The 17,049-nt window shown below is 33.7% G+C and carries 21 protein-coding genes; 15 read left to right on the top strand and 6 right to left on the bottom strand.

All coding sequences use genetic code 11. The features are described from left to right. Nucleotides 1-160: 160 nt before the first annotated feature. The 3 genes from OD917_RS17900 to OD917_RS17890 all read left to right on the top strand — a co-directional run bounded on the left by OD917_RS17900 (nucleotide 161) and on the right by OD917_RS17890 (nucleotide 2,145). Nucleotides 161-517, top strand: a complete 357-nt coding sequence (locus OD917_RS17900) for a hypothetical protein (protein WP_263524796.1) — start codon at nucleotides 161-163, stop codon at nucleotides 515-517. Between the two features lie 121 nt (nucleotides 518-638). Then, nucleotides 639-1,658, top strand: coding sequence for a phenylalanine--tRNA ligase subunit alpha (locus tag OD917_RS17895; RefSeq protein ID WP_263524795.1), 1,020 nt, complete (start codon nucleotides 639-641; stop codon nucleotides 1,656-1,658). A 79-nt stretch (nucleotides 1,659-1,737) separates the two neighbouring features. Next, nucleotides 1,738-2,145, top strand: coding sequence for a hypothetical protein (locus tag OD917_RS17890; protein ID WP_263524794.1), 408 nt, complete (start codon nucleotides 1,738-1,740; stop codon nucleotides 2,143-2,145). Nucleotides 2,146-2,298: 153 nt separating this feature from the next. On the opposite strand, the gene OD917_RS17885 is transcribed toward OD917_RS17890, so the two are convergent. The 3 genes from OD917_RS17885 to OD917_RS17875 all read right to left on the bottom strand — a co-directional run bounded on the left by OD917_RS17885 (nucleotide 2,299) and on the right by OD917_RS17875 (nucleotide 5,712). Beyond that, nucleotides 2,299-3,294 (bottom strand): NAD(P)H-dependent glycerol-3-phosphate dehydrogenase, encoded by a 996-nt coding sequence (locus tag OD917_RS17885; RefSeq protein WP_111287351.1) that lies wholly within the window; start codon nucleotides 3,292-3,294, stop codon nucleotides 2,299-2,301. 337 nt (nucleotides 3,295-3,631) lie between these two features. Then, nucleotides 3,632-4,789, bottom strand: coding sequence for an iron-containing alcohol dehydrogenase (locus OD917_RS17880; protein WP_263524793.1), 1,158 nt, complete (start codon nucleotides 4,787-4,789; stop codon nucleotides 3,632-3,634). A 161-nt stretch (nucleotides 4,790-4,950) separates the two neighbouring features. Beyond that, nucleotides 4,951-5,712 (bottom strand): type 1 glutamine amidotransferase domain-containing protein, encoded by a 762-nt coding sequence (locus OD917_RS17875; protein ID WP_263524792.1) that lies wholly within the window; start codon nucleotides 5,710-5,712, stop codon nucleotides 4,951-4,953. Nucleotides 5,713-5,797: 85 nt separating this feature from the next. Here OD917_RS17875 and OD917_RS17870 point away from each other — a divergent pair, with 85 nt between their 5' ends. The 12 genes from OD917_RS17870 (at nucleotide 5,798) to OD917_RS17815 (ending at nucleotide 15,140) form a co-directional block, all read left to right on the top strand. After that, complete coding sequence (locus OD917_RS17870) at nucleotides 5,798-6,703, top strand: LysR family transcriptional regulator (protein WP_263524791.1); 906 nt, start codon at nucleotides 5,798-5,800, stop codon at nucleotides 6,701-6,703. Nucleotides 6,704-6,807: 104 nt separating this feature from the next. Then, the gene (locus tag OD917_RS17865) at nucleotides 6,808-7,164 is read left to right on the top strand and encodes a PKD domain-containing protein (protein WP_119793342.1); all 357 of its coding nucleotides are present in this window, start codon (nucleotides 6,808-6,810) and stop codon (nucleotides 7,162-7,164) included. A gap of 110 nt (nucleotides 7,165-7,274) precedes the next feature. Beyond that, the gene (locus OD917_RS17860) at nucleotides 7,275-7,967 is read left to right on the top strand and encodes an NUDIX hydrolase (RefSeq protein WP_263524790.1); all 693 of its coding nucleotides are present in this window, start codon (nucleotides 7,275-7,277) and stop codon (nucleotides 7,965-7,967) included. 74 nt (nucleotides 7,968-8,041) lie between these two features. Continuing rightward, nucleotides 8,042-8,875: a ribose-phosphate diphosphokinase gene (prs, locus tag OD917_RS17855; protein ID WP_263524789.1), complete on the top strand. Its 834-nt coding sequence runs from the start codon at nucleotides 8,042-8,044 to the stop codon at nucleotides 8,873-8,875. A 124-nt stretch (nucleotides 8,876-8,999) separates the two neighbouring features. Then, the gene (locus OD917_RS17850; protein WP_263524788.1) at nucleotides 9,000-9,530 is read left to right on the top strand and encodes an NADAR family protein; all 531 of its coding nucleotides are present in this window, start codon (nucleotides 9,000-9,002) and stop codon (nucleotides 9,528-9,530) included. A gap of 94 nt (nucleotides 9,531-9,624) precedes the next feature. Continuing rightward, nucleotides 9,625-10,095: a macro domain-containing protein gene (locus OD917_RS17845; RefSeq protein WP_263524787.1), complete on the top strand. Its 471-nt coding sequence runs from the start codon at nucleotides 9,625-9,627 to the stop codon at nucleotides 10,093-10,095. 14 nt (nucleotides 10,096-10,109) lie between these two features. Then, nucleotides 10,110-10,658: an RNA 2'-phosphotransferase gene (locus OD917_RS17840; protein ID WP_263524786.1), complete on the top strand. Its 549-nt coding sequence runs from the start codon at nucleotides 10,110-10,112 to the stop codon at nucleotides 10,656-10,658. 19 nt (nucleotides 10,659-10,677) lie between these two features. Next, nucleotides 10,678-11,517 carry an ADP-ribosylglycohydrolase family protein gene (locus tag OD917_RS17835; protein ID WP_263524785.1) on the top strand — a complete coding sequence of 280 codons (840 nt, stop codon included), beginning with the start codon at nucleotides 10,678-10,680 and terminating at the stop codon, nucleotides 11,515-11,517. A gap of 2 nt (nucleotides 11,518-11,519) precedes the next feature. After that, the gene (locus OD917_RS17830) at nucleotides 11,520-12,257 is read left to right on the top strand and encodes a metallophosphoesterase family protein (protein ID WP_263524784.1); all 738 of its coding nucleotides are present in this window, start codon (nucleotides 11,520-11,522) and stop codon (nucleotides 12,255-12,257) included. Further along, nucleotides 12,254-12,706, top strand: a complete 453-nt coding sequence (locus OD917_RS17825; RefSeq protein ID WP_263524783.1) for a nucleoside 2-deoxyribosyltransferase domain-containing protein — start codon at nucleotides 12,254-12,256, stop codon at nucleotides 12,704-12,706. Before OD917_RS17830 ends, OD917_RS17825 begins: the two co-directional genes overlap by 4 nt. A 17-nt stretch (nucleotides 12,707-12,723) precedes the next feature. Then, nucleotides 12,724-13,659, top strand: a complete 936-nt coding sequence (locus OD917_RS17820; RefSeq protein WP_263524782.1) for an ADP-ribosylglycohydrolase family protein — start codon at nucleotides 12,724-12,726, stop codon at nucleotides 13,657-13,659. Nucleotides 13,660-13,670: 11 nt separating this feature from the next. Then, a complete protein-coding gene (locus OD917_RS17815; protein ID WP_263524781.1) occupies nucleotides 13,671-15,140 on the top strand; it encodes a nicotinate phosphoribosyltransferase in 1,470 nt (489 codons plus the stop codon). A gap of 184 nt (nucleotides 15,141-15,324) precedes the next feature. Here OD917_RS17815 and nadD read toward each other — a convergent pair whose 3' ends face one another. The 3 genes from nadD to OD917_RS17800 all read right to left on the bottom strand — a co-directional run bounded on the left by nadD (nucleotide 15,325) and on the right by OD917_RS17800 (nucleotide 17,039). Further along, nucleotides 15,325-15,906 (bottom strand): nicotinate (nicotinamide) nucleotide adenylyltransferase, encoded by a 582-nt coding sequence (nadD, locus tag OD917_RS17810; protein ID WP_263524780.1) that lies wholly within the window; start codon nucleotides 15,904-15,906, stop codon nucleotides 15,325-15,327. 111 nt (nucleotides 15,907-16,017) lie between these two features. Next, complete coding sequence (gene gmk / locus OD917_RS17805) at nucleotides 16,018-16,590, bottom strand: guanylate kinase (RefSeq protein ID WP_263524779.1); 573 nt, start codon at nucleotides 16,588-16,590, stop codon at nucleotides 16,018-16,020. Nucleotides 16,591-16,658: 68 nt separating this feature from the next. Next, nucleotides 16,659-17,039: a hypothetical protein gene (locus OD917_RS17800; protein ID WP_263524778.1), complete on the bottom strand. Its 381-nt coding sequence runs from the start codon at nucleotides 17,037-17,039 to the stop codon at nucleotides 16,659-16,661. Between the last annotated feature and the right edge of the window lie 10 nt (nucleotides 17,040-17,049).

Genomic DNA, 17,049 nt, shown 5'->3' with positions numbered 1-17,049 from the left:
TGTAGCACTCTTTTGGTATACGTTTATTTTTTTAGGTGCAATGTATTGAACTATGTATCTTTGCAAATCAAAATTTAGAATATAGATTGCGATTCTGCCCCCTTCAGAATAGATTTTTAAATCAGCAATCTAAAATCTACAATCAAAAATCATAAATTAAATGTCTAGAGATACACAATTAAAAGAGCGATGGGAAAAGCTCGTAGATATGCTTTCCAATCAGTTTTCGCAAGGCGAAGATTTAGATTTGGATGCCATAATTTACCTAATCGGAGTTCAGGAATATGGAAAAGTGCACCGTCAATATAAAAAAGACGAAAAACTGAATTTAATGCACATTGCAATTTGCAGATTGTTAGAACCATACGGATTTTACGAATTCGAATATTTCGACGATGAAGGTTGGCCTCATTACAAAGTAAAAGAAAATTTACCGCCGTTAAAAGCAGGTGAACAATCGGTTTTAATGAAAGAAGCGATTGTAAATTATTTTTTAGAACGAAAACTTATTGAGTAAATTTTAGTCTCAGTCTCAGTGACAGTTAGCATAATTATTGGGTTGAAAACTTAAAACTGCAACTGTGACTAAAGACTTTCAACTAAAAATACTAAATTTGTATTCTCAGAACTGAATGAAAATGATAGATAAGATAAAACAACATATAGAGGAAGCCAAAGCCTTTAATGAAAAAAACAAAGAATCTTTAGAACAATTTCGTATTAAATATTTGGGTAGTAAAGGTTTGTTGAAAGAACTTTTTACTGAATTTAAAAATATTCCAAACGACCAGAAAAAAGACTTTGGACAAGTTATAAATACTTTAAAAGCCGTTGCTGAAGAGAAAGTAAGAGTTATTCAGGAAGAACTTGAAAGCAAAGAAGAATCTAAAGGCATTTTTGGTGATTTAACACGTTCAGCAGAACCAGTAATTATTGGTTCTCGCCATCCTATTTCTATCGTTAAAAATCAGATTATAGATATTTTTGCTAATATCGGATTCAACGTATCTGAAGGTCCAGAAATCGAAGACGACTGGCATAACTTTACGGCATTGAATTTACCAGAATATCACCCAGCGCGTGATATGCAGGATACATTTTTCATTCAGACAAATCCAGATGTTTTATTGCGTACGCATACATCGTCGGTTCAGGTTCGTTATATGGAAAATCATAAACCGCCAATCCGTACGATTTCTCCGGGACGTGTTTTCCGTAACGAAGCAATTTCATCTCGTTCGCACTGTATTTTCCATCAAGTGGAAGGATTGTACATTGACAAAGATGTTTCTTTCGCTGATTTGAAGCAGACATTACTTTATTTCACAAAAGAAATGTTCGGAAAATCTAAGATTCGTCTTCGTCCGTCATATTTCCCATTTACAGAGCCAAGTGCTGAAATTGATATTTATTGGGGACTAAAAACAGAAACTGATTACAGAATCACAAAAGGAACAGGCTGGTTAGAAATTGGAGGCTGCGGAATGGTAGATCCAAATGTTCTTAAAAACTGCGATATCAATCCAGATGAATACAACGGATTTGCTTTCGGAATGGGAGTAGAGCGTATTGCAATGCTTTTATACCAAATTGGAGATATTAGAATGTTTTATGAAAACGATGTTCGTTTCTTAGAGCAGTTTAAAGCAAATATTTAAAAATAAAGTTATTAGTAAATAGTGATTAGTGAGAAGCTTTCTTTCTAATCACTATTTACTTTTTACTAATTGCTATATTATGAAAAAAGATATAATAATTCCAGAAGTAGAAAACGTATTTCTTGCCGCAGTGCAGGAATGGAGCGACGATTTTATGAAAAAAGTGTGGTACGCTTATTTAGTTAATGACAGCGATTTTAATTTAGACAGCGTTATGGTAGTTTCAAAAGCTTTTGGAACTATTGACGGCGAAATGAAAAAAACATCAATTCTGCGTCATGCTTTTGTTGAGGTTCCATCTGTTTCTGTTGTAAAAATAGAATTGGTAGAAAAAAGCCTTTTAGTGCTAAATAATGAGTTTATGGTAACTTTCTTCATCGGAAATACTTTGTACGACAAGAAGTTCATTTTTAAAGCCAATTCGCTTGACGAAAATAAAACGGAAGAAGTGCCAATTTTGTTTGTTGAAGGGATTATGGTGAAGTAGAGTTTTAAAGAAGCAAGAAGCAAGAGAAAAGACTATATTAAGACTAAAATAGAATAAAGAAGAAAGAGCCAAGACTGAAATTCAGTTTGGCTCTTTTTTTATTTTTAAGATAAGTCTTGCTTCTTGCCTCTTTCTTCTTTTCACTCTAAAAATCTAATCCAAAGACTCAGTCAATTTCTTGAAAACCGTTTTAGCATCTTTTCCTTCGTAAAGAACAGCATAAACAGCATCGATAATTGGCGTTTTGGCACCGTAGCCTTGATTTAGTTTATAAGCACTTTTTGTTGCATAATAACCTTCGGCAACCATACTCATTTCCATCATGGCACTTTTTACGGTATAACCTTTTCCGATCATATTTCCGAACATTCTATTTCTAGAGAAAACTGAATATCCTGTAACTAACAAATCGCCTAGATAAGCCGAATCATTGATATTACGTTTCATTTTATGCACTTTTCTGATGAATTTCTTCATTTCGCGAATTGCATTACTCATTAAAACAGATTGGAAGTTGTCGCCATAACCTAAACCATGTGCAATTCCGGCAGCAATAGAGTAAATGTTTTTTAGCATTGCCGCATATTCAGTTCCGATAATATCATCTGAAATTTTGGCTTTAATATAATTTCCAGAAAGTGTTTTAGCCACAGTTTTAGCTTTATCAGGATCACCGCAAGCAATTGTCAAATAAGAAAGTCTTTCTAAAGCAACTTCTTCTGCGTGGCACGGACCTGTAATTACTCCAATATTGTAATATGGAATGTCGTATTGAATATGGAAATGTTCGCCAACAATTAAACTAGTTTCAGGAACAATTCCTTTAATAGCAGAAAAAATTATTTTATCTGATAAAGAAACCGTCATGTTTTTTAATTCAGCATCTAAGAAAGCAGATGGAATTGCAAAAATGATATAATCTGCATATTCTATCGCTTCATTTATATTGTTGGTTAATTTGAGTTTTTTGGTGTCAAATTCAACAGAACTTAAGTAGTTCGGATTGTGTTTGAATTTCTCGATATGCTCGATAGCGGCATCATTGCGCATGTACCACGAAATTTCAGAAAGATTTACACATAACATTTTTGCAATTGCCGTTGCCCAGCTTCCTCCACCAATCACTGCAAATTTTAAATTTTCGCTCATTATTTTAATAATTTAAAACAAAAGTACTTAATAATGTGCTAATAAAGCAAAATCTGATTTAAGAAATTTTGAAAAGCCACTTTAATAGTAATGAGTTTCAAGAAGTTTAAGTTTAAAAATATTTTTTTAAAACTGCACAATAAAATAAATCGCTATACGTTATAACAATTTATAAATTAGAATTTTAATGAATTTAGAAAAAATTGAGTTAGTTAGTTTTGTTTTAGTATTTTGAAAAGGCGTTCCTAAACTTGTTAAGAACGCCTTTTTTAGTTTTCAGTCGCAGTCGCAGTTTTCAGTGATTTGCAAAACTGAAAACTGGCACTGAATACTGTGACTAGTATGAAAGCTCCACAATTGATCTTACTTTGTCTAAAGTCACTAATTGATTTTCTCCTAAACCTTTCCAGCCTCTCTCTTCAAAACGATTTACGATAAAATCGGCTGTGTTAGAATAATCTTCTGTGTATTGAGAAAGTTTAGTGTCCATTCCCATTTTATGGAAAAATTCAACAGTTTTGTTGATCGCTTCTTTTGCCACTTCTTCGTCAGAACCATTTAAGTTAAAGATTCTTCTTCCGTATTGCGCTAATTTTTCCTTTTTAGTTTCAAACATTACATGGTATAAACTTGGACCAATAATCGCCAAAGTTCTTGCATGATCAATTTCGTAAAGTGCTGTCAATTCGTGACCAATCATATGAGTGGCCCAGTCACTTGGAACACCTTTTTGGATTAATCCGTTTAAAGCCATTGTACAGCTCCACATAAAATTAGAAGCCAAAGTATAATCGGTTGGATTTTCTACAATTCCAGGGCCAACTTCAATTAAAGTCTGAAGAACACCTTCGGCAATCCTGTCTTGAAGAAAAGCATCAGTAGGATACGTTAAATATTGTTCCATAACGTGTGTGTAAGCATCTACAACACCATTTTCGATTTGTCTTTTTGGTAAAGACGAAATTACTGTTGGATCACAGATTGAAAATTGTGGAAATAATGCGCTTCCGCCAGAAGATAATTTTTCCTGAGTAGCTTCAATCGTTACTACATATCCAGAATTCATTTCGCTTCCCGTTGCTGGAAGAGTCAAAACAGTTCCAAATGGCATTGCATTTTCTTTAATCAAAATACGTTTCTGCAAAATGTCAATCGGATTTCCTTCAAAATGAACAGCGCCCGAAATAAATTTCACGCCATCAATTACAGATCCGCCGCCAACTGCCAAAATAAAATCTATTTTTTCTGCTTTGATCACATCAACCGCTTTCATTAAAGTTTCAAATCTCGGATTTGGCTCAATTCCGCCAAATTCTACAATTTCAAAACCTTTAAGGTTGTTGATTACTTGATCGTAAATTCCGTTTTTAAAGATACTTCCGCCTCCATAAGCCAAAAGCACTTTTGCGTCTTTTGGAACTAAAGTCGAAAGTTTTTCAATTTGTCCTTTTCCGAAAACTAAGTTTGTCGGATTGTATAATTCAAAGTTTAGCATTTTTTTGAGTTTCTAAGATGCTAAGATTCTAAGGGACTAAGTTTTTCTAACCAGTATTCTCAGAATAATAGCATCGGGTTGATTTATTATTAATAAAAGTCAAGTTGTTAAAATCCTAGAATCTCAGTAACTTAGTACCGATAGCTATCGGGATAATATCTTTACTTTAATTCCTGTAATAATTTCCCCGCCACCAATTTAGACGAAGCTGGGTTTTGTCCTGTAATTAAAAGTCCGTCTTGAACTGCGTACGGTTGCCAGTTTGGACCTTTAGAAAAAATTCCTCCGTTTGATGCCAAAGCGTCTTCCAATAAAAACGGAACTACTTTAGTTAATCCAACAGCTTCTTCTTCCTCATTTGTAAAACTAGTTATTTTTTTGCCTTTTACTAAATATTCCCCTTTTACTTTTACGTTTTTCAAAACTGCAGGCGCGTGACAAACAAAAGCTACAGGTTTATTGTGCGTGTAAAAAGATTCGATTAAAGCGATTGAACTTTTATCTTCAACTAAATCCCAAAGCGGACCGTGACCTCCCGGATAAAATACAGCGTCGTAATCTTTTTGGTTAACTGTAGAAAGTTTCAAAGTGTTTTTTAGTTTTTCCTGTAAAACTTTATCGGCATCAAAACGTTTTGTGTCTTCAGTAGCCGAAGCTGGATCGGCACTTTTTGGATCAATTGGCGGCTGACCTCCAAGCGGAGATGCAATTGCAATTTCTACTCCTTGATCTAATAACTCGTAATATGGTGCAGCAAATTCTTCTGACCAGAATCCTGTTTTTTCTCCCGTGTTGCCCAGTTTATCATTGCTGGTAACAACAAATAATACCTTTTTCATACTCTTTTTGTTTGATTTTTGAGCTTCAGCAGAAATGCTTACAGCTGTAAATGCAGTTATTGCGAAAAGTGCTATTTTTTTCATAATTTTAAATTTTGAACAAATTTACGGCTAAAGTGATATCAGTAAAAATAAAATAAACTATGTTTGTTATAAATAAATTTATAACATGGTAAATCTAGAATGGTACAGAACTTTTAAGGCAGTTTACAAAAACGGTAATTTTTCAGTGGCTGCGAAGGAATTATTTATGAGTCAGCCTGCGGTTAGTCAGCAGATTTCAATGCTTGAGGCACACGTGGGAAATAAATTGTTTAATCGGAAATCGAAAGGAGTTGAACCGACCGAATACGCTAAGTTACTGAATAATTTGATTATAGATGCACTTGATAGACTCGAAAGTGTCGAAACCAGTTTCAGAGCAAAAGCAGAAGATGCTAATCGCTTAATTTCTGTTGGAATCTCTAAACATCTTTTTGAATGCGTTGGAAATATTTTAATTTCAAAATTTGATTTAATTGATTTTACTTTCGCAGAAAATGATGAACTCTTCGCACTGGTTGATGCTAAAAAATTAGATTTTGCCATTACTACAAAACGATTTGACACATTTGATACGACTTACGAGGTTGTTGGAAAAATCAAATTGATATTAGTTGCTCCAACTTCTTTGGATATAACTGAATTCCGTCAGAAATTAAAATCGGATAATTTTACTGAAATAGAACAGTGGCTTAATGCACAAAAATGGTACAGCCACGATGCGAGAATTCCACATATAAAGTTGTTCTGGCTTCACGCTTTCAATAAAAAAAGACCTTCAATGGTTCCAAATTACATTATTCCTTCAGAGTCAGAAATGCTTCGTCTTTTAGGTAAAAATGAAGGAGTGGCTGCTACATGGAATTGTAACGCGAGAGAATTTATTAAAAAGAATAAACTGCAATTGTTATGGAATAGTTTTCACGTACCAGAAGAGTTTGTGTATTTATTAGCTCCAAAAAATAATAACGTAAAGTCATTTTTTGATATTATCGAGAAAGAACTAAAGTTATTTTTTGGTAATAGACTATAGAAATATCTAAATGTGAAATAGATGAAAATTCTTGCATTTCAGTTTGATAATGTCTTTTAAAAAGGATATTTTTGATATATATAAACCACTAAAAATTTCCGATTATGAAAAAGATTGCGGCTATTTTGATGTTTTCGATGGTGTTTTTTGGAATCAATTCTTGCAGTAAACACGATGATGAAGTAATTATTGATTGTCTTGCAGAATCACTTTACGTGAAAATGCATAATTCTACTGATGCCACTAATCCTAAATTGATGAATTACTCAGTGACATATGACGGAACCGGAACTTTGGTTTCTGTAAAATGGACATTTGGAGACGGGACGACAGGAACTGGTGCGGTGGTAACACATACTTATGCTGCGGCTGGAACGTATGAAGCTAAAGCTGAAGTTACAGTTAAAAAAGATGGTCAAGAATGTACATCTGTGCCTAAAAGAACTGTTACAGTAAATTAGAAAAGAAATTAAGAGATCATATTTGAGAGCCAATTTTATAATTTAAGCTTTTGCATTAGATTATAAAATTGGCTCTCATTCGTTATATTTGTTTGATATGATTTAGGATTATGGAAAAATTGCAAAATATTAGAATTGCCGTAGATGCAATTGTTTTCGGATATAAAAACAACGGTTTATATGCATTATTGATCGAACAGCAGTTTGGCACTTCAGAGAAATACTGGGCTTTGCCAGGAGGTTTGGTTCAGAATGATGAATCTTTGAGCGATGCTGTTATTCGCGAGTTGCACGAAGAAACCAATGTACAGCTCACTTTTATGGAACAATTGTACACTTTTGGAGATGATATCTACAGAGATTCTAGAAATCGTGTTATTTCAGTAGCGTATTACGCTTTAGTAGATGCGTCGAATTTAGAAATTAAAGCAGATACAGATGCCGAAAGAGTGCAATGGTTTAAAATAGATGAAATTCCGCCTTTAGCCTTTGACCATAATTTAATCTTAAAAAAAGGAATAGAAAGGCTTAAAGCCAAATTGACATATGAGCCAATTGGTTTCGATTTGCTTCCAGAAGAATTCTTGTTTTCAGATCTTGAAAACCTTTACTGCACCATTTTAGAAAAAGAAATCGACCGTCGAAATTTCAGAAAAAAAATACTGAGCTACGGTATTTTAGAAGAAACTGAAAAATTTTCACCTATTAAAACAGGTCGTCCGGCAAAACTTTTTAAGTTTAACAAGTTGAAATATAACGAGTTAATTCAAAATGGATTTCACTTCGAAATAAAGTTTGCGTAATTTTTACACAAAATAAATTGTTTATCTAAAAATAAATTCTACATTTGCGTATAATTAACGCAAACTAAAAAGCTATGATACTAAATCTCGACCCAAAATTCGCTCCATTTCAAAATCAGGAAGAAATCAAATTTCAAAGTTTTACATTTTCTGGAGGTGAGCCACACATTAAAATTGCGCCAGATTTTGATGTTAACAGAAAAGTAACTGTTACACATAGATTGAATTCATTCAATGATTTAGGTTTATTGTGCGTTACGGTTGATGCGTTGCGCAGAATGGATGTTAAGATTATCGATCTTTTTATTCCGTATTTTCCAGCGGCAAGACAAGATCGTGTTATGATTCCTGGCGAACCATTATCTGTAAAAGTGTATGCAGATATTATTAATGGAATGCAATTGAACAAAGTTTTTGTTTTTGATGCGCATTCAGAAGTTACTCCAGCTTTGTTGAATAATAGTACAGTGATTCCGAACTATACTTTTATCAAAGAAGTTTTAGAAAATATCGGAAATAATGTAAAACTGATTTCTCCAGATGGCGGGGCTTTGAAAAAGATCTACAAAGTTTCTGAGTTTTTAGGCGGAGTTGAAGTGGTAGAATGCAGCAAAAGCCGCGATGTAAAAACTGGAAAACTATCTGGTTTTAAAGTGTATGAAGATGATTTACAAGGAATGGATTGTTTAATTGTAGATGACATTTGCGATGGAGGAGGAACTTTCGTAGGATTAGCTGAAGAATTAAAAAAGAAAAATGCCGGAAAATTATATTTAGCCGTAAGCCACGGAATCTTTAATAAAGGTTTTGAAGTTTTAAACTGCTTCGACGGAATTTTTACAACAAACTCTTTTAAAGATTTTGAAGGTGAAAGCGTTAAGGTAATTGGATTGGATCAATTAGTTTAAATGTTTCAAGTTTCAGGTTTCAAGTTCTCTGTGTAACGTAAATCTGAAACGAAAAAAATGCTAACTGTTTCAAGTTGAGCGAAAAACCTGAAACTTTAAACTTTAAACAAAAAACACTAACAAAATGAAATACAATATAGATAACATAGCTCCAGAAAGTAAGTTTTTATTTTTCTGGGGACATCAGCCAAGCAAAGACGGAACGGTTACTAAAACTTGCTTTAGCCAATGGTGGTTAAGTTCTTTTGAAGTTGCTGGTGTGACTTACAAAACAGCCGAACATTGGATGATGGCAAAAAAGGCTGAATTGTTTAAGGATCAGGAAATTTTAGAAAAAATCGTACAATGCAATTCACCTGCCGAAGCCAAAAAATTAGGCCGTAAAGTGAGAAATTACGATGACAAAATCTGGTTGGAAAACCGATTTGAAATTGTAAAACAAGGAAACTTTCACAAATTCAGTCAAAATACAGATTTGAAAACGTTTCTGTTAAACACAAATGATAGAGTCATTGTTGAGGCAAGCCCCGTAGATCCGATTTGGGGAATCGGAATGGCAAGCGATCATACAGACGCTTTAAATCCTAAAAAGTGGAAAGGTTTGAATCTTTTAGGTTTTGCTTTGATGGAGGTTAGGGATGAATTGAAATCCTAAAGATGTTCCATTAGGAACATTTGGTCGGTAGAAAAAAATATCGATTAATCGAATTCACGTTCCGTAGGAACGTTTGATTAAAATAAATATAAAAATGAAAGACATTCAATATTTAAAAGGTGATGCAACATCGCCTGAAGGATCAGAAAATAAGATAATTGTTCACGTTTGTAATGATATTGGCGGATGGGGAAAAGGGTTTGTAATGGCAATTTCAAAAAAATGGAAAACACCAGAAAAGCAATATCGTGAATGGTTTAAATCTAAAAATGATTTTGAATTAGGGAAAGTGCAGTTTGTTCAGGTTGAAGAAGATTTATGGGTGGCAAATTTAATTGGTCAGCATAAAATCAATAAAGATGAAAACGGTGGTGCTCCAATTCGATATAACGCTATCGAAGAAGGGTTAAAAACTGTTTCTGATTTCGCAAAAACAAACAATGCATCCGTTCATATGCCTAGAATTGGATGCGGATTAGCTGGAGGAAAATGGGAAATGATTGAACCTATCATTCTTGAAAATCTTTCTAGCAACAATGTAGAGGTTGTAGTGTATGACTTCTAAAAAATATATTACTTATGAATGAAAATATAGCAAAGAGCGTCAGCAAGTTTTTAAGCCTGGTGCTCAGACATTCGCCAGAAAAAATCGGATTAAAATTAGATGAAAATGGTTGGGCAGATGTCAATGAATTAATAGAAAAATGTACTAAAAAAGGAAATCGTCTCGACGCCGAACTTTTAGATTATGTAGTAGAAAATAATGATAAAAAGCGTTTTGCTTACAATGAAGATAAAACCAAAATCCGTGCAAGTCAGGGACATTCGATTTCGGTTGAATTAAATTTAGCAGAAACAGAACCTTCAGAATATCTGTATCACGGAACCGTTGGGAAATTCATGGAAAACATTCAAAAAGAAGGTTTGAAAAAAATGAGTCGTCAGCATGTGCATCTTTCTAAAGACAAAGAAACTGCAACCAAAGTAGGAAGCAGAAGAGGAGTTCCGCAAATTTTAACCGTTAGAAGTGGCGCCATGCATAGAGACGGATTCAAATTTTATTTGTCTGAAAACAATGTTTGGTTGACAGATGAAGTTCCGCCAAAGTATATCGAATTTAAATCTTAAATAATCAAACACAACAATCATGATTTTAGAAGCAGCAATAGGCGATGCATACGGTGCGGGTTTTGAATTTAGGGATTTAGATTTTATTTCTAAAAACAACAATCTGACTCAGTATGATAAACACGGAATGTATACAGAGATTTACAAAAAATATACTGATGATACTCAAATGGCAATTGCGATTTCGGAATTGCTGCTTGAAGATGATAATTGGAACGAAATAAAAGTAGCAGATAAGTTTGTTGAAGTATTTCACAGAGATAAAAGACGTGGTTATTCAGATCGAGTTTACAATGCTTTGGATGCCAGTAAAAATGGTTCAGATTTTATCAAAATAATTGATAATGGTAGCAACGGAAATGGCTCTGCAATGAGAGCATATTCAATTGGACATTTAAAAGACATCAAACAAATAATTGAGTTCTGTGAGATTCAGGCAAAAACTTCTCATAATACGGTTGAAGGAATAAGCTGTGCGAAACGCATTGCTTTGGCAGTTCATTATTTTAAGTATAATCTTGGTGATGGATCTACTTTGATAGATTTTTTGAACGAGACTTTAAAAGAGAATGAAAATTATCGAATTACTTCTCCAATTGATATGCATGGATATCCAACAACACAAGCTGTAATTAAAATGGTCTCTGAAGCGGTTTCTATGAATGATTGCCTAAAAACAGGAATTGGTTATGGTGGAGACACTGATACAGTTGCAGCATTGTCTATGGCAATTTTAAGTCAGAAACAGAATTGTGAGAAGACATTACCATCGTTTCTATATGAAGAATTGGAAAATGATAAATTCGGAAAAGATTTTCTCATAAAACTGGATTTAGCACTGAATAACAAGTTTAGTTAATCATGAAAAGAACCTTAGTTTTTGGAGATATTCACGGCGGATTAAAAGCTTTAATTCAGTTATTGGAAAGGACAGATTATTCAGAAAACGATAGATTTATTTTTTTGGGAGATTATGTTGATGGCTGGAGCGAATCTAAACAGCTGATTGATTTTCTTATTGAATTATCCCAAAAACAGGAATGTGTTTTTATAAAAGGAAATCATGATGCTTGGTGTCAGGAATGGTTACAAAATGATATTATAAATGATATTTGGTTTTTGCATGGAGGAAAATCGACAATAGAAAGTTATAAGGAAATTGATTCTTCCGATAAAGAAAAGCATCTCGAATTCTTCAACAGAATGAAAGATTACTATGTAGACGAAAACAACAATTTGTTCATCCACGCTGGTTTTTCATCTATGCATGGTCCAGAAAAAGAACATTACAAAACCAATTATTCGTGGGACAGAACGCTTTGGGAAATGGCTTTGACAATGGATAAAAGAATTCAAAAAGATTCACTTTCATATCCAAAACGATTATTGCTTTTTAATGAAATTTATATCGGTCACACACCAACACTTCATTATGATGTCGAAATTCCGATGCAAGGATGCAATGTTTGGAATATTGATACTGGAGCAGGTTTTTATGGAAAATTAACTTGTCTGGATATTGAAACCAAAGTCTTTTGGCAAAGTGATATCGTACAGACATTTTATCTAAATGAAAAAGGAAGAAATAAACAGTCATGAAGAAAATTTATAAAGCACCAGAAGCAATTCCCTTGAAAATTGATTTAAAAACCATTTTCTTAGCAGGTTCTATAGAGATGGATAAAGCGGTTGATTGGCAGAAAAAATGCGAAGAATTGCTGCAAGATCAATATGTTGTTTTTAATCCAAGAAGAAATGAATGGGATAGCAGCTGGTCACAAACCATAGAAAATATTCATTTTAAGGAACAGGTAAATTGGGAACTTGATGCACTTGAAAAAGCAGATATTGTTATCATGTATTTTGCAGAAAATACAATGTCGCCAATATCGTTGCTAGAGTTTGGACTTTATGCGCAATCGAATAAAATGAAAGTAGTTGTTGAAGAGAATTTCTGGCGAAAAGGAAACATTGATATTGTTTGCGAAAGATATGGAGTGGAGCAGTTTAAAACTTTAGATGAATTAATTCAAAATTTGCTTGACTAGTAAAAAGGGAAGAAATCATGAAAAATAAAATAGAATCAGGTTTATTTGGATTGGCAGTTGGAGATGCATTAGGTGTTCCAGTCGAATTTAGATTTAGAGCTTATTTAAAACAAAATCCAGTTACTGAAATGTTTGGTTTTGGAACACATCATCAGCCAATCGGAACTTGGAGTGATGATAGCTCACTTGCTTTTTGTCTGGCAGAAAGTTTATGTTTTGGGTATGATTTAACTGATATCGCTAAGAATTTTGTGAAATGGTATTCCGCAGATTTGTGGACACCTCATGGAAAAGTTTTTGATATTGGAATAGCAACTACTCATGCGATTCACAATATAGCGAAAGGACATCAGCCAGATTTATGCGGAGGATTTTCTGAAAGCGATAACGGAAATGGATCCTTAATGCGTATTTTGCCATTGGTTTTTTATCTTCAGAAAGAGAAAGATATTGAAGTTATTTATAAAAAAGTAAAAGAAGTTTCATCAGTAACACACGCACATTTCAGATCGGTATTTGCCTGTTTTATTTATGTTGTGTATTGTTTGGAGATTCTAAAAGATAAAGATAAATTCGAAGCTTATAAAGAAATGCAAAATGTTGTTGCAAAATTTCTAGAAATCAAAGAATTTAATCCGATTGAAATTGGATTGTTTGAAAGGATTTTGAAAAATGATATTTCTGCATATCCAGAAAACGAAATTCATTCTTCGGGTTATGTTCTGCATAGTTTAGAAGCGAGCTTTTGGTGTTTTTTAAATTCTAATACTTACGAAGAAACGGTTTTAAAAGCAGTTAATTTAGGTGAAGACACCGATACAACAGGCGCAATTGCAGGAGGATTAGCAGGAATTTATTACGGAATTGAAAGTATGCCACAAAAATGGATTGACAATTTGGTCAGATCTAATGATATTAAAGATTTAGCAAAACGATTATCACAAAAAATATAAATAGAAAATATATGAACCCACTATTATTAACCGACGGTTACAAAGTTGACCACAGAAGACAATATCCAGACGGAACAACATTAGTATATTCTAACTGGACTCCTCGTAAATCTAGATTAGAAGAAGTTGATGAAGTCGTGTTCTTCGGATTACAATATTTCATCAAAAAATATATTATTCATGACTTTGAAGAGTATTTCTTTAAAAAATCAAAAGAAGAAGTTGTTGCAAAGTACGCTCGCAGAATCAATAATTATTTGGGTGAAAACCAAGTTGGAACTAAACATATTGAAGATTTACATGATTTAGGATACATTCCAATGGTTTTTAAAGCATTGCCAGAAGGTGCAAGCGTTCCGTTGAGAGTTCCAATGTTTACGATGTACAATACCATTCCAGAGTTTTTCTGGCTGACGAATTATTTCGAAACTTTGCTTTCTGCAGTGATCTGGCTTCCTTGCAACTCTGCTACAATTGCAAAAGAGTATAGAAAAGTTTTAGATAAATATGCAGATCTGACTTCATCTGTTCCAGAATTTGTAGACTGGCAGGCTCACGATTTCTCAATGAGAGGAATGGGCGGAATTGAAGCAGCTTTGACTTCAGCATCAGGACACTTGTTGAGTTTCACAGGTTCTGATACTATTCCGGCGATTGATTTCTTAGAAGAATATTACAAAGCGAATTCAGATCAGGAGTTGGTTGCGGGTTCAGTAGCTGCGACAGAGCATTCTGTAATGTGTATGGGAACGACAGAAGGCGAGTATGAAACTTTCAAAAGATTAATAACAGAAGTGTATCCAAAAGGAATTGTTTCTATCGTTTCTGACACTTGGGATTTATGGAAAGTTTTAACTGATTATTTGCCAAGATTGAGAGAAGATATTGTTTCAAGAGAAGGCAAAGTAGTAATTCGTCCTGATAGCGGTGATCCGGTTGATATTATCTGCGGAAATTCGAATGGAAAAACAGAACAAGAGAAAAAAGGAGTTATCGAATTGCTTTGGGACGTTTTTGGCGGTACAACAAATGCTAAAGGATTCAAAGAATTAGTTCCGCAAATTGGAGCGATTTATGGTGATAGTATTACAGTAGCAAGAGCGACTCAAATCTGCGAGAGATTAAAAGAAAAAGGATTTGCTTCTACAAATGTTGTTCTAGGAATTGGATCTTTCACGTATCAATATAATACCAGAGATACTTTCGGATTTGCAATGAAAGCAACTTACGGAGAAGTAAACGGAGAAGGAAGAGCGATCTTCAAAGATCCGATTACAGATGACGGAACCAAAAAATCTGCTAAAGGATTAATGAAAATTGATTTGATCGACGGCAAGTACCATTTAACGGATAATGTTTCTTGGGAAGAGGAAAAGGAAGGCGAACTGAAAGAAGTTTTTAGAGACGGAAAACTTTTAGTTGATCAATCACTGAGCGAAATCAGAACAAGAGTAAAAAGTGAAGTGAGTATCGAAGCTTAATTATAAAACGAAAGCCTGAATTTTAAATTCAGGCTTTTTTTATGATTTGAGTTTTTTGCGTTCTATTTGTCATTTCGACCGAAGGGAGAAATCACACTAGAAACTCCGCACAGAAAATTGCCAATCTTTATCGAATCCCGAGTGTGATTTCTTCCTTCGGTCGAAATGACAAGATTGTGTTTAATTACTTCTTATAAAAATTATTATGATCAATATATTCCCAAACCTTTGGCGGTAGCAAAGGCTGAATATTTTTGCCTTCTTTAATGCTGTTTCGGATAAAAGTTGAAGAAATTTCTACAATTGGCGCATCGATTACATGAATTTTCGGATGCGATTTTAATTCTACATTTTCTGGTTCATCAGAAATTCTTGGATAAACATAAATATCATGATTTTCTAGAATTACTTCATAGTTTCTCCATTTGTGGAGTGTCTTCAAATTGTCTTCGCCCATAATCAATGAAAACTCATGATTTGGATATTTCTCTTGTAAATGAGCGAGCGTGATAACGGTGTAACTTGGCTGAGGTAATTTAAACTCGATATCAGACGGTTTTATTTTCGGATAATCTTCTGTTGCCAGAAAAACCATTTGCAAGCGCTGTTGGTCGTCTAATAAAGTCGCTTTCTTTTTTAACGGATTATGAGGCGTAACCACCATCCAAATCTGATCTAAATCTGCAAACTCAGCCATGTGATTGGCAATGATCAAATGACCAACGTGTATAGGATTGTATGTTCCGAAATATAGACCTACTTTCATTTTTTATAGTTTCACAGAGAGTCGCTAAGATAGCACAAAGATTCGCAAAGTTTAAAATAATACTTTTGCGAATCTTTATGTTTTTCTTTGGGTATCTCTGCGGAATAAAAATTATTTATTTACGAAGTCTTTAACCAATTGATGAGCTTCTTCTAAGGCTACAGGCAAATCATAATTTTTGATAATTACGTCAAATTGAGGAGCTGTTGCCAATTCTACAGAAGCTTTTGCGATACGCATATTGATTTTGTCTTCACTTTCTGTAGAACGTTGTTTTAATCGACGTTTTAATTCGTCAACACTAGGAGGTTTTACGAAAACAGCCAGAGTTTCTTCTGGAAATTTATGTTTAATACGAAGACCGCCAACTACGTCAATGTCAAAAATTACATTTTTCCCTAAAGCCCAGATTCTTTCAATCTCCGATTTTAAAGTTCCGTAGAAGTTATCGCGGTAAACTTCTTCCCATTCCAAGAAATCCTCTGCTTTAATGTGCTTTTTGAATTCTTCTAACGAAATGAAATAATAATCTTTTCCGTGTACTTCTTCGCCACGTGGCGCACGAGATGCTGCCGAAATCGAAAATTCAAGATTTAAATCTTCTTGACCTAATAAATGTTTTACGATAGTTGTTTTTCCTGAGCCTGAGGGTGCCGAAAAAACAATTAATTTTCCTTTGTTCATTATATGTGCTTTTATTTTAGGCTTTTGAGCTAAGCCTTAATTCAATATTTTATTTATATTGAAATTGTTTATTGTATTTTTTTGTATAAAAAAGAGCAACCTTCATCACAAGCAATGCTATAATATTCATCTGCTGGTGTTAAAAACATTTTTTCAGGGTCAGTTTTATGACGATTGATGATGTAATAGTATTCTTCTTTTGGGAATGAGATATGAAGACTATTTTCAAAAGCTTCATAAGTATTATTTCTTAATTTGTCTATTGCGATGTTCCCCTTCTCAAAAGTTATTTCATTTCCATCTTCAATTCTGATCTCAAACATCTTGTTTGCATCACTTCCGCTTGATTCGATTGCTTTCCATTTTCCTATAAGAGTAAATTCTTTAGGAGGAAAATTACAGCGATCTGCTAAAATCGTTATGCAAATTAGCAGGAAAACTTTCTCCATGATTTTAAAA

Source organism: Flavobacterium sp. SH_e (genome assembly GCF_025717045.1).
In the GTDB taxonomy this organism is placed as follows: Bacteria; Bacteroidota; Bacteroidia; order Flavobacteriales; family Flavobacteriaceae; genus Flavobacterium.
Note: the sequence above shows the minus strand (reverse complement) of the source record. Positions and strands in the feature narration are given on the sequence as shown.

Excerpts from the sequence above, each read along its gene's own strand:
- OD917_RS17900 (WP_263524796.1), top strand. The coding sequence starts at position 161 with ATGTCTAGAGATACACAATTAAAAGAGCGATGGGAAAAGCTCGTAGAT.
- OD917_RS17895 (WP_263524795.1), top strand. The coding sequence starts at position 639 with ATGATAGATAAGATAAAACAACATATAGAGGAAGCCAAAGCCTTTAAT.
- OD917_RS17890 (WP_263524794.1), top strand. The coding sequence starts at position 1,738 with ATGAAAAAAGATATAATAATTCCAGAAGTAGAAAACGTATTTCTTGCC.
- OD917_RS17885 (WP_111287351.1), bottom strand. The coding sequence starts at position 3,294 with ATGAGCGAAAATTTAAAATTTGCAGTGATTGGTGGAGGAAGCTGGGCA.
- OD917_RS17880 (WP_263524793.1), bottom strand. The coding sequence starts at position 4,789 with ATGCTAAACTTTGAATTATACAATCCGACAAACTTAGTTTTCGGAAAA.
- OD917_RS17875 (WP_263524792.1), bottom strand. The coding sequence starts at position 5,712 with ATGAAAAAAATAGCACTTTTCGCAATAACTGCATTTACAGCTGTAAGC.
- OD917_RS17870 (WP_263524791.1), top strand. The coding sequence starts at position 5,798 with ATGGTAAATCTAGAATGGTACAGAACTTTTAAGGCAGTTTACAAAAAC.
- OD917_RS17865 (WP_119793342.1), top strand. The coding sequence starts at position 6,808 with ATGAAAAAGATTGCGGCTATTTTGATGTTTTCGATGGTGTTTTTTGGA.
- OD917_RS17860 (WP_263524790.1), top strand. The coding sequence starts at position 7,275 with ATGGAAAAATTGCAAAATATTAGAATTGCCGTAGATGCAATTGTTTTC.
- prs (WP_263524789.1), top strand. The coding sequence starts at position 8,042 with ATGATACTAAATCTCGACCCAAAATTCGCTCCATTTCAAAATCAGGAA.
- OD917_RS17850 (WP_263524788.1), top strand. The coding sequence starts at position 9,000 with ATGAAATACAATATAGATAACATAGCTCCAGAAAGTAAGTTTTTATTT.
- OD917_RS17845 (WP_263524787.1), top strand. The coding sequence starts at position 9,625 with ATGAAAGACATTCAATATTTAAAAGGTGATGCAACATCGCCTGAAGGA.
- OD917_RS17840 (WP_263524786.1), top strand. The coding sequence starts at position 10,110 with ATGAATGAAAATATAGCAAAGAGCGTCAGCAAGTTTTTAAGCCTGGTG.
- OD917_RS17835 (WP_263524785.1), top strand. The coding sequence starts at position 10,678 with ATGATTTTAGAAGCAGCAATAGGCGATGCATACGGTGCGGGTTTTGAA.
- OD917_RS17830 (WP_263524784.1), top strand. The coding sequence starts at position 11,520 with ATGAAAAGAACCTTAGTTTTTGGAGATATTCACGGCGGATTAAAAGCT.
- OD917_RS17825 (WP_263524783.1), top strand. The coding sequence starts at position 12,254 with ATGAAGAAAATTTATAAAGCACCAGAAGCAATTCCCTTGAAAATTGAT.
- OD917_RS17820 (WP_263524782.1), top strand. The coding sequence starts at position 12,724 with ATGAAAAATAAAATAGAATCAGGTTTATTTGGATTGGCAGTTGGAGAT.
- OD917_RS17815 (WP_263524781.1), top strand. The coding sequence starts at position 13,671 with ATGAACCCACTATTATTAACCGACGGTTACAAAGTTGACCACAGAAGA.
- nadD (WP_263524780.1), bottom strand. The coding sequence starts at position 15,906 with ATGAAAGTAGGTCTATATTTCGGAACATACAATCCTATACACGTTGGT.
- gmk (WP_263524779.1), bottom strand. The coding sequence starts at position 16,590 with ATGAACAAAGGAAAATTAATTGTTTTTTCGGCACCCTCAGGCTCAGGA.
- OD917_RS17800 (WP_263524778.1), bottom strand. The coding sequence starts at position 17,039 with ATGGAGAAAGTTTTCCTGCTAATTTGCATAACGATTTTAGCAGATCGC.